Source organism: Arthrospira sp. PCC 8006 (genome assembly GCF_046480465.1).
Taxonomy (GTDB): domain Bacteria; phylum Cyanobacteriota; class Cyanobacteriia; order Cyanobacteriales; family Microcoleaceae; genus Limnospira; species Limnospira platensis.
Genome location: NZ_PKGG01000230.1, coordinates 1 through 8,058 on the forward strand (window position 1 = coordinate 1; position 8,058 = coordinate 8,058).

Genomic DNA, 8,058 nt, shown 5'->3' on the forward strand with positions numbered 1-8,058 from the left:
GTCCTAACCGTATTGACTAGTGCTATATCTGGGAGAGAGACCTAGGGTGAGGGCAATGTCTTAAGGGACTGGTGAACAAGCTGTATGTAAAGAAATGTTAAGTTGGGGCTGGGAAAATTTTTTTTCTGGGGGGGGTTGCTTTTCCGGGCGACTTGCGCTACACTTTTTATATAATTTGAATATTGCTAATTTTATTTTTAGTAAATAGATTTCAATTATGTAACTATAATATCCAAATGCTATCATGAGTTCCCAGTGGTTGTCAAGGGTTGGCGCGGGTTCCGAGCCCAAAAAAATTTTTTAATGTTAAAAAAGGCATATTTTCCCAGGAAGAAAAGCCGGGGAATCCTGGTTAATTAACCTTTAGGAATAGACACTTTCTAGGGATTGAAAATCTCGTTCAACTTCCGCCCACAGCGTGCGATTGTGAGGGTCAGTACGGAGGGCTTTTTTGAGGTAATTGCGGGCTTTATCGGTTTGGCGTTCTTTGATAAGTTGACGCGCCCAACGTTGATAAGTAATAGCCTGCCACTGTCGGATTTCCTGGTCTTGGGGGATTCTGTGGGCTAGTCCTTCCACTAAAGCGATCGCCCTAGGAAAGCGCTGATATCTGAGTAATTGCTGCAATTGTTTATAGCAATTTTCCTTCAATTTCTGCTCAGTTTCGGAGAGTTCCGGGTTAAATTGAATCCGGTTTTCCGGGTGATAGACCTTAGTTTTAACCCTGGGGAAATGGGTGGTTGTACCCTGGTGAAATTGGGTATAAGAGGCAGTAGCCCAAGCCATTTCGGACTCTGGTTTAGCGACATCTAACAGAAACTTATAAGCCTCAGTTAAGGCGATAAATCTTTCTTGGGCTTGGGGATTATTTTGATTAACATCAGGATGATATTGTCGGGCGAGTTTCCGATAGGAAGCCTTGACCGCTTCCAAACTCGCCCCTGTTCTTAAACCCAATGTGCGATAGTAATCCGTTGTGTCCATCTAGGTTTAATCTACCCCAGTTTAAGTCAAGAACCGAACCCGCCCCACAAGAAAGGCGGGCGTAATTAGTTTAACAGAAATTTAGGATATTGTTAAACGGAGCGTTCTTCAATGACCTGATCGATTAAACCATATTCGTGAGCTTCGGCGGCGGACATAAAGTAATCGCGATCGGTGTCTTTCTCGATTTTTTCGAGAGTTTGACCGGATCTTTCTGCTAACATCTCATTGAGGACCTTACGAATTCGGAGAATTTCTTTAGCCTCAATTTCGATATCAGTTGCTTGTCCGCGAGTACCCCCCAAAGGTTGGTGAATCATAATCCTAGCATTGGGGAGGGCTAACCGTTTACCTTTAGTACCCGCAGCCAGTAGAAATGCGCCCATAGAAGCAGCCATACCCACGCAGATAGTGACTACATCAGACTTGATATATTGCATGGTATCGTAAATTGCCATACCTGCAGTTACCGAACCACCGGGGGAATTGATATAGAGGTAAATGGGTTTCGAGGGGTCTTCCGAGTCCAAATACAGCATATAAGCCACGATCGCATTAGCAATACCATCGTCAACTTCTTCGGACAAAAAGATAATTCGTTCGCGGAACAGTCTTTCATAGATACCGATCCACTGTTCATAGGTACTACCAGGAAGTCGATAAGGAACACTGGGAACACCAATAGGCATAATTATTAATCCTCTTGTCTCGATCAGATTATCATTTAACTCTAGTAACAGAGTAGTTGCGCGGGAGATACTGTTGCCACTGTCGCCGGGGGCGAGGATAATTAGGCTCTAATTAATCTCCCCGGCGTGTTTTCCCATAACAGGTCAGGGAAATCAAATCAGCTTTTTTGAGTTGTTAAAACACGGTCGATGATACCATACTCTTTGGCCTGTTCAGGGGTCATGTAAAAAGTGCGGTTCATATCCTTAGTAAGTTTCTCAACGGGTTGACCAGTATTTTGGTGAAATATATCCATCATTAAAACCCGTTTCGAGAGGATTTCCTCAGCGGTTACTTGAATATCCGTAGCTTGTCCTTGGGTTCCTGTTTGGGGGTTATAAAGAGTAATCATCGAATTAGGAAGACTAGCCCGTTTACCTTTAGAACCGCAGGACAATAACAAAGCTGCCATCCCCACGGCTTGACCCAAACAGATAGTAACAATCTCAGATTTGATGTGTTGCATAGTGTCATAGACAGCCAAAGCCGCCATAACTGACATCATTCCCATCGACTCATTAGCCATACCTGCTAGGACTGGATCACCAATAGAGTTGATGTACATATAGATGGGCTTATTGTGATCATCAGAGTCAAGATACAACATAGACGACACTAAGGAATTAGCGACACCGGTTGTCAGAGGCTGATTCAGAAAAATAATTCGCTCTTGACTCAAGCGAGTATATATGTTAACCCACTGCCAGTATTGACTACCAGGAATCTGATAGGGAACGCGAAGAACTTCATCGACAGGCATAATTTGTAAGCACCAGCAAGTTTACTACACACCAACGGGTAATTGTTTGGGCAATTCCTTAGTGCTTTCGAGAACCCGATCAATCAAGCCATATTCTTTAGCCGCCTCTGGTGTTAGATAGAACATGCGATCGGTATCTTTGGCAATTTTTTCGACAGGTTGTCCGGTATTTTTGGACAAAATACCCAAGATAGATGCTTTGTTGGCTAGGACTTCTTTCGCCCTAATTTGGATATCTGTAGCTTGAGATCGTCCCATCCCCATACGAGGTTGGTTTAAAACAATGGTGGCATGGGGGAGACTGGTGCGACAGCCTTTGGTCCCCGCCGAGAGAATCATCGCCGCTGTACCCATAGCCTGACCAATGCAGATAGTATGCACAGGGGGCTTGACATAGTTGATGGTATCGCAAATGGCGAAGGCTTCGGTGTCTTGTCCGATCGCATCTCCGGTATACCACGAGGTTCCGGTAGAGTTGATATAGAAGAAAATCGGCTTTTCTGGATCGGAAAATTGCAGATAAAGCAACTGGGCGATAATTAGTTTGGTTACATCAACCCCTAGTTGTCGCTTATAGTCGTCTGAGGAAACTAGAGGCGACCCTAGATAGATAATCCTTTCCTTGAGTAGCAAGGAGGGTAGGTCTGGTGGTGGTGTCCGAATGGAACTGTCGCTGTAGTAGTATGGTGATTGCACAGTATAAACCGATGAACTCATCAAAGAGGTTAGACTATATACTAACGCAACTCGTAGCTCAGTCCTGTGAATAACCGGATGGGAAATTACCGACCATCTGAATTTTGAGTTGCGTCCTATACTCAAATAGGATTTTTCACATCCCGGAGGTCTTCTATGAAAGTCAGTTTGCACTCTTCCCTCAACGATCCGAACCTAGACCCAAATCCTGAATCGAATCAGCGTCAACTGTCAATTTCGGTTTCAGCGGTTCCTGATCCGTTTGAGGGTCAAGTTCCCATGAATCTATGTTTGATTTTAGACCACAGTGGGTCTATGAATGGTCAACCCTTGGAAACGGTTAAACAGGCGGCGAAAGAACTTATCGATCGCTTAAATGTAGGCGATCGCATTTCGGTAGTTGCTTTTGATCACCGAGCTAAGGTATTGGTTCCTAATCAGGACATCGCCGATCCTGATGGTATCAAAAAAAAGATTGATGGTTTGCGCTGTTCCGGGGGAACTGCTATTGATGAAGGTCTCAAGCTGGGAATTGAGGAGTTAGGAAAGGGTAAACAGGATCGGATTTCTCAAGGGTTTTTACTGACTGACGGCGAAAATGAACACGGAGATAATAAACGTTGTCTCAAATTAGCCAAACTCGCCACCGAATATAAGTTAACTATTAATTCTTTGGGATTTGGAGACGACTGGAATCAGGATATTTTGGAGAAAATTGCTGATGCGGGTGGCGGTGCTTTGGGATATATTGAATATCCCGAACAGGCGATCGCTGAGTTTGGCCGTCTGTTTACCCGTATGCAATCGGTGGGACTCACTAACGCTTACCTATTATTCTCCTTCTTTCCTAATGTCCGTTTGGCTCAACTCAAGCCAATTGCACAAGTTTATCCCGATACTATTGAACTTCCTATACAGCCAGAAGGCGAACAACTCGCGGTGCGCTTGGGGGATTTAATGAAGGATACCGAACGGATTATCTTGGCTAACCTTTATGTTAACAATTTGTCGATCGGTAAACAGGCGATCGCTCAAATTCAAGTCCGCTATGATGACCCCGCTTTGGGTATTGAAAGGCTTTATTCTCAACCTGTTTTGGTGGAAGCTAATGTGATTGGAGATTATCGCCCTACCTCCGATCCCAAGGTTCAACAACATATTCTGGCCTTGGCTAAGTACCGACAAACTCAAATCGCGGAAACTAAACTACAACAAGGCGATCGTGCCGGTGCTGCTACTATGTTACAAACGGCGGCTAAAACGGCTTTACAAATGGGTGACAATAGTGCTGCTACTGTCCTACAAGGTAGTGCAACTCGCCTCCAGTCCGGCGAAGAACTATCCGACTCCGAACGCAAGAAAACCCGCATAGCATCGAAAACAACTCTCAAGTAGATCTAGGCTGGTTGAGGGTGTCGGGAGCATGGCTTTCCCACTTCCCTCTTCCTTCTAACTTCCTTCTAACTAAGCTGTTATTGAGAAAAACTCTCAAAAAAAAATTTGTCGCCCCAAGCGCTAAGGGTTGACAATCACCGGTAACTAATGGTAGGATATTGACATATAGTTAAATAATGCAAATCTGTGCCTAAATATTAAAAATGTTACTATTACCATTATCTAAAAGTATACCAGAAGCCGCCCGCCAAGGCAAGCCCCCCCAGAAAAAAATTTTTCGCAACAAAACTTAATTTTTCGTTACAAAAGTTAACATAAGTCTGGGAGAGAATTTGTTATTTGTTAAAAGAGGGTTTCGAGTTCTGCGAGGGCGCGATCGAGGTTGTCGTTGATTAAGGTGTGGTTAAATTCCCCGGCGGCGGCGATTTCAGTTTTAGCTAGTTGAATACGACGGGCGATCGCCTCTTCGGAGTCAGTGGCGCGATTTCGCAGACGGTTCTCTAGCTCTTGTAGGTCAGGTGGTAGGATAAAAATTCGCACAGCCTGGGGAAAAGTCTGTGATACCTGTCTAGCGCCTTCTAGTTCGATTTCCAGTAGAACATTCTCTCCCTGCTGAATTTTATGTTCTATAGCCAAGCGGGGTGTCCCGTAGAAATTGCCGGCAAACTCAGCCCATTCTAGTAACTCTTGCTGTTGAACCATTTGTTGAAAGCGATCGCGAGTTACGAAAAAATAGTCTTTTCCATCGACTTCTCCGGGACGGGGAGATCGGGTAGTTACAGAAACGGAAAGATGTAGTTGTGGGTGTTTTTTAAGGAGCGATCGGATAATGGTTCCTTTTCCCACCCCACTGGGTCCAGTAATGACAATGAGTTGGCCAGTTTTGCTGTCAATCATCTTAAATGTAGTTAATGGTGAACCTCGATAGGTTTATGAAAGGCGATTAGTGCCGTTTTTCTCAATCACAAATCGGTTAGCGACTGTCTCTGGCTGAATGGCTGAGAGAACCACATGATTTGAGTCTGTAATAATCACGGCTCTGGTGCGGCGTCCATAGGTAGCATCAATAAGTTGTCCTCGGTCTCGTGCATCTGTAATGATACGCTTAATGGGGGCAGATTCTGGGCCAACAATAGCGATAACACGATTACCACAGATAATATTGCCAAAGCCGATATTAATGAGTTGAATATCCATAAAATTTCTACAGGTAGAATAAAGGTAGGTGCGATCGCTTTGATGGTATGAGCCCATAAATTGTATATTCTTACCAACTCGAAAGTATCGCCCACAAAAATTGTAGTCGGATCGGCTCCCATAATCAATATTTAATCTGAAAAACTCTATCTGGGGGCTGATGGGGTCTCTTTTACCTGGAGACAAAGGAAACCGGGGAGATGATGAAAACTGAGTCCTGTTGCTGCTTAAAAAACTAGATAGGAGGGTTGATGAACTAGATCACTTAATTTTGTGATCTGTGTCAGTGCTGGTGTCAAAAATATGTGAACCCACTAATTAAGATTTTTGTATGAGTATTTGCTTGTGAGTATTTAAAGTTTAGTTTAATCAGGGTCTTGCTTCCCCAGTCGAGGCTGGCTACGATGGCGATTACTAGCCTGCTGAGTATACCATTTATACCATTCTGTAGAGCTACGAATAGCGAGCCAGAGCAAGAATAAAGCAATTAACCCCCCCTGTTCAGGAGCATCAAAAGCAAACATAACCAGAGCAATACACAAACCATCCTGGACAAAAATTGCCCATAGAGGTAAGCCTCGCAGACGGTAAAACCATCCGGCTTGTACCAATTGTAAGACTAAAGCCAAAAGTCCCCCAACAATTCCCAGCAACCACAACACCCAGGAGGGGAAAGAACTGGCTTCAGCGATCGCCAAACCCATAATCGCTCCGACTACCGGACTAAACACCAGTTGAAATACCTGGAGAATGCGCTGTCCTAATAATTGTTTCGAGGCGAAAAGTTCAAAGAGGGACCAGCTCACCAAAACACCAATTACCACCTTGGGAGACAGATCCGAAAGAATTGGTACATCAGACCATAAATTATTTCGCAGTAATCCAATTAGTAGCAGTGGAAGCGCAATTCTCATACCTCCTGCTGCTGATGCGGAAAGAACTGCTAAAATTTCAATCATAGAAAGCCATTATGCTCCAGTAACTCGAAAAGGATGGTTTTATCCTAGCACCCCATCAAAATCAGTCCAGTCATGTTCAGGGGGGAAGGGTAGAGAATGGGGTCGCCCCCATCCCCTCCCATTCAAAACCGTACTTGAGACTTTCGCATCATAGGGCTCCCGATGTGGATGCCCAATTGGTCAGTGGTACAGTGTTGACTTCACCGCTTAGTCCTTCTTCTTTCAGAACTATATGCACACGTAGTCTTTAAACTCGTCTTCGCCATAACACCCCCACCGGTCGCCGGACCTACATCCACACCGTGGCGCGTCTGCTTAATCTGTTCAATCTGAGCAATAAACTCCTCTCGCTGTTGCTGATCACGTTCTTGGTAGCCGTAAGTTTTTTTTTCTGGTGAAGCCAATTTTCTTCAAGGCTCTGGATATGGTGCGAGGAGAGATGTCGTCATCCCAAAGTTCAGCCATTTGAGCGGAGGTTTGRTCGCCATGCTCTTGGGCAAAAGCCTTGAATTTTTGCCAGTCGGTAATTTTGTGGTTATTGCCAGGTCGGTGATTAGGTTTAGGGAGGAAGTCTCCGGTCTGTGCTTTTCTTTGCAGCCAGAGATTAATGGTGTTCCGGCTGACATGGAAAACTTGACTGGCTTCTGTTTTGGGCATACCGTCTAGTTCAATTGCATCAATAACTTTTTGTCTGAGGTCGTAACTATAGGGGGCTGGCATTTTTGGTCTTCTTAGTCATCTCGTCCTCTCCATTATACGTCCTAACTTTCCTGTCTGGTGCTATAYRTKGSYMTCRATTCCCATCCCGGTAATCTACCCCAGTTGAAAAGTTGTTTAGGGGTATCGGGTTGGTTCCGGTAGATGATAGTTCAGGTTTTGCGATCGCACATAGGTTTACCTATAGGTCTAGTCCATAGAAAGACAGCCTAATATCTTTGTACRTTGATAGCTTGGGGAATTATCTTCTGCTGTTGTCGTGGTTGATTTGGAAACATAYCCTCCCCCCAACCGGAACAAACACTCTTGGGGGTGCGACCGACGTGATAGCAGTCAATGGTGAGGAACGAACCGATAGGCTTGCTATTGACTGCTATCACAAGGGAGTTACCCTATCGGTGTTTGGTTGGGGGGTGGTCAGCAATTCTCATTTTGGAAATTCAACTGCTATCGGGTGGGATGTCTAACTCGAGACCCTCAAGCATAAAGGTCAGAAGGTGGTCCCAACTGTCGAAGTACAGTCTGGGTAAGCGCGCGCAAATCATTAAAGAAGGTTTGGCGCTTCGGTAAGTGCGCTCGTAGCAACTGGTACTTGTTATCGAGCAACTCCTGCAGGGTGTG

At 44.8% G+C, this 8,058-nt stretch carries 8 protein-coding genes and 1 pseudogene; 1 reads left to right on the top strand and 8 read right to left on the bottom strand.

The window, feature by feature from the left end; translation table 11 throughout:
• Nucleotides 1-363 precede the first annotated feature (363 nt).
• From B9T16_RS23185 to B9T16_RS23200, 4 genes are all read right to left on the bottom strand, one after another.
• A complete protein-coding gene (locus B9T16_RS23185) occupies nt 364-984 on the bottom strand; it encodes a J domain-containing protein (RefSeq protein ID WP_006616847.1) in 621 nt (206 codons plus the stop codon).
• A 92-nt stretch (nt 985-1,076) separates the two neighbouring features.
• Nucleotides 1,077-1,673: an ATP-dependent Clp endopeptidase proteolytic subunit ClpP gene (clpP, locus tag B9T16_RS23190; protein WP_006616848.1), complete on the bottom strand. Its 597-nt coding sequence runs from the start codon at nt 1,671-1,673 to the stop codon at nt 1,077-1,079.
• A 158-nt stretch (nt 1,674-1,831) separates the two neighbouring features.
• Nucleotides 1,832-2,473, bottom strand: coding sequence for an ATP-dependent Clp protease proteolytic subunit (locus B9T16_RS23195; protein ID WP_006616849.1), 642 nt, complete (start codon nt 2,471-2,473; stop codon nt 1,832-1,834).
• 24 nt (nt 2,474-2,497) lie between these two features.
• A complete protein-coding gene (locus B9T16_RS23200) occupies nt 2,498-3,190 on the bottom strand; it encodes an ATP-dependent Clp protease proteolytic subunit (protein WP_035735700.1) in 693 nt (230 codons plus the stop codon).
• 135 nt (nt 3,191-3,325) lie between these two features.
• On the opposite strand from B9T16_RS23200, the gene B9T16_RS23205 reads away from it, so the two are divergent.
• Nucleotides 3,326-4,564: a vWA domain-containing protein gene (locus B9T16_RS23205; protein WP_006616851.1), complete on the top strand. Its 1,239-nt coding sequence runs from the start codon at nt 3,326-3,328 to the stop codon at nt 4,562-4,564.
• A 342-nt stretch (nt 4,565-4,906) separates the two neighbouring features.
• On the opposite strand, the gene gmk is transcribed toward B9T16_RS23205, so the two are convergent.
• The 4 genes and pseudogenes from gmk to B9T16_RS23225 form a co-directional block, all read right to left on the bottom strand.
• Nucleotides 4,907-5,461, bottom strand: coding sequence for a guanylate kinase (gmk, locus tag B9T16_RS23210; protein WP_006616852.1), 555 nt, complete (start codon nt 5,459-5,461; stop codon nt 4,907-4,909).
• A gap of 33 nt (nt 5,462-5,494) precedes the next feature.
• Nucleotides 5,495-5,761, bottom strand: a complete 267-nt coding sequence (gene remA / locus B9T16_RS23215) for an extracellular matrix/biofilm regulator RemA (protein ID WP_006616853.1) — start codon at nt 5,759-5,761, stop codon at nt 5,495-5,497.
• 365 nt (nt 5,762-6,126) lie between these two features.
• Nucleotides 6,127-6,720 carry a DUF4126 domain-containing protein gene (locus tag B9T16_RS23220; protein WP_006616854.1) on the bottom strand — a complete coding sequence of 198 codons (594 nt, stop codon included), beginning with the start codon at nt 6,718-6,720 and terminating at the stop codon, nt 6,127-6,129.
• A 314-nt stretch (nt 6,721-7,034) separates the two neighbouring features.
• Nucleotides 7,035-7,440: pseudogene (locus B9T16_RS23225) on the bottom strand (IS630 transposase-related protein); the annotation flags it as partial.
• Between the last annotated feature and the right edge of the window lie 618 nt (nt 7,441-8,058).

Bases quoted from the DNA above. Each gene is read 5' to 3' on its own strand.
- B9T16_RS23185 (WP_006616847.1), bottom strand. From the start codon at position 984: ATGGACACAACGGATTACTATCGCACATTGGGTTTAAGAACAGGGGCG.
- B9T16_RS23220 (WP_006616854.1), bottom strand. From the start codon at position 6,720: ATGATTGAAATTTTAGCAGTTCTTTCCGCATCAGCAGCAGGAGGTATG.
- B9T16_RS23200 (WP_035735700.1), bottom strand. From the start codon at position 3,190: ATGAGTTCATCGGTTTATACTGTGCAATCACCATACTACTACAGCGAC.
- remA (WP_006616853.1), bottom strand. From the start codon at position 5,761: ATGGATATTCAACTCATTAATATCGGCTTTGGCAATATTATCTGTGGT.
- B9T16_RS23205 (WP_006616851.1), top strand. From the start codon at position 3,326: ATGAAAGTCAGTTTGCACTCTTCCCTCAACGATCCGAACCTAGACCCA.
- B9T16_RS23195 (WP_006616849.1), bottom strand. From the start codon at position 2,473: ATGCCTGTCGATGAAGTTCTTCGCGTTCCCTATCAGATTCCTGGTAGT.
- gmk (WP_006616852.1), bottom strand. From the start codon at position 5,461: ATGATTGACAGCAAAACTGGCCAACTCATTGTCATTACTGGACCCAGT.
- clpP (WP_006616848.1), bottom strand. From the start codon at position 1,673: ATGCCTATTGGTGTTCCCAGTGTTCCTTATCGACTTCCTGGTAGTACC.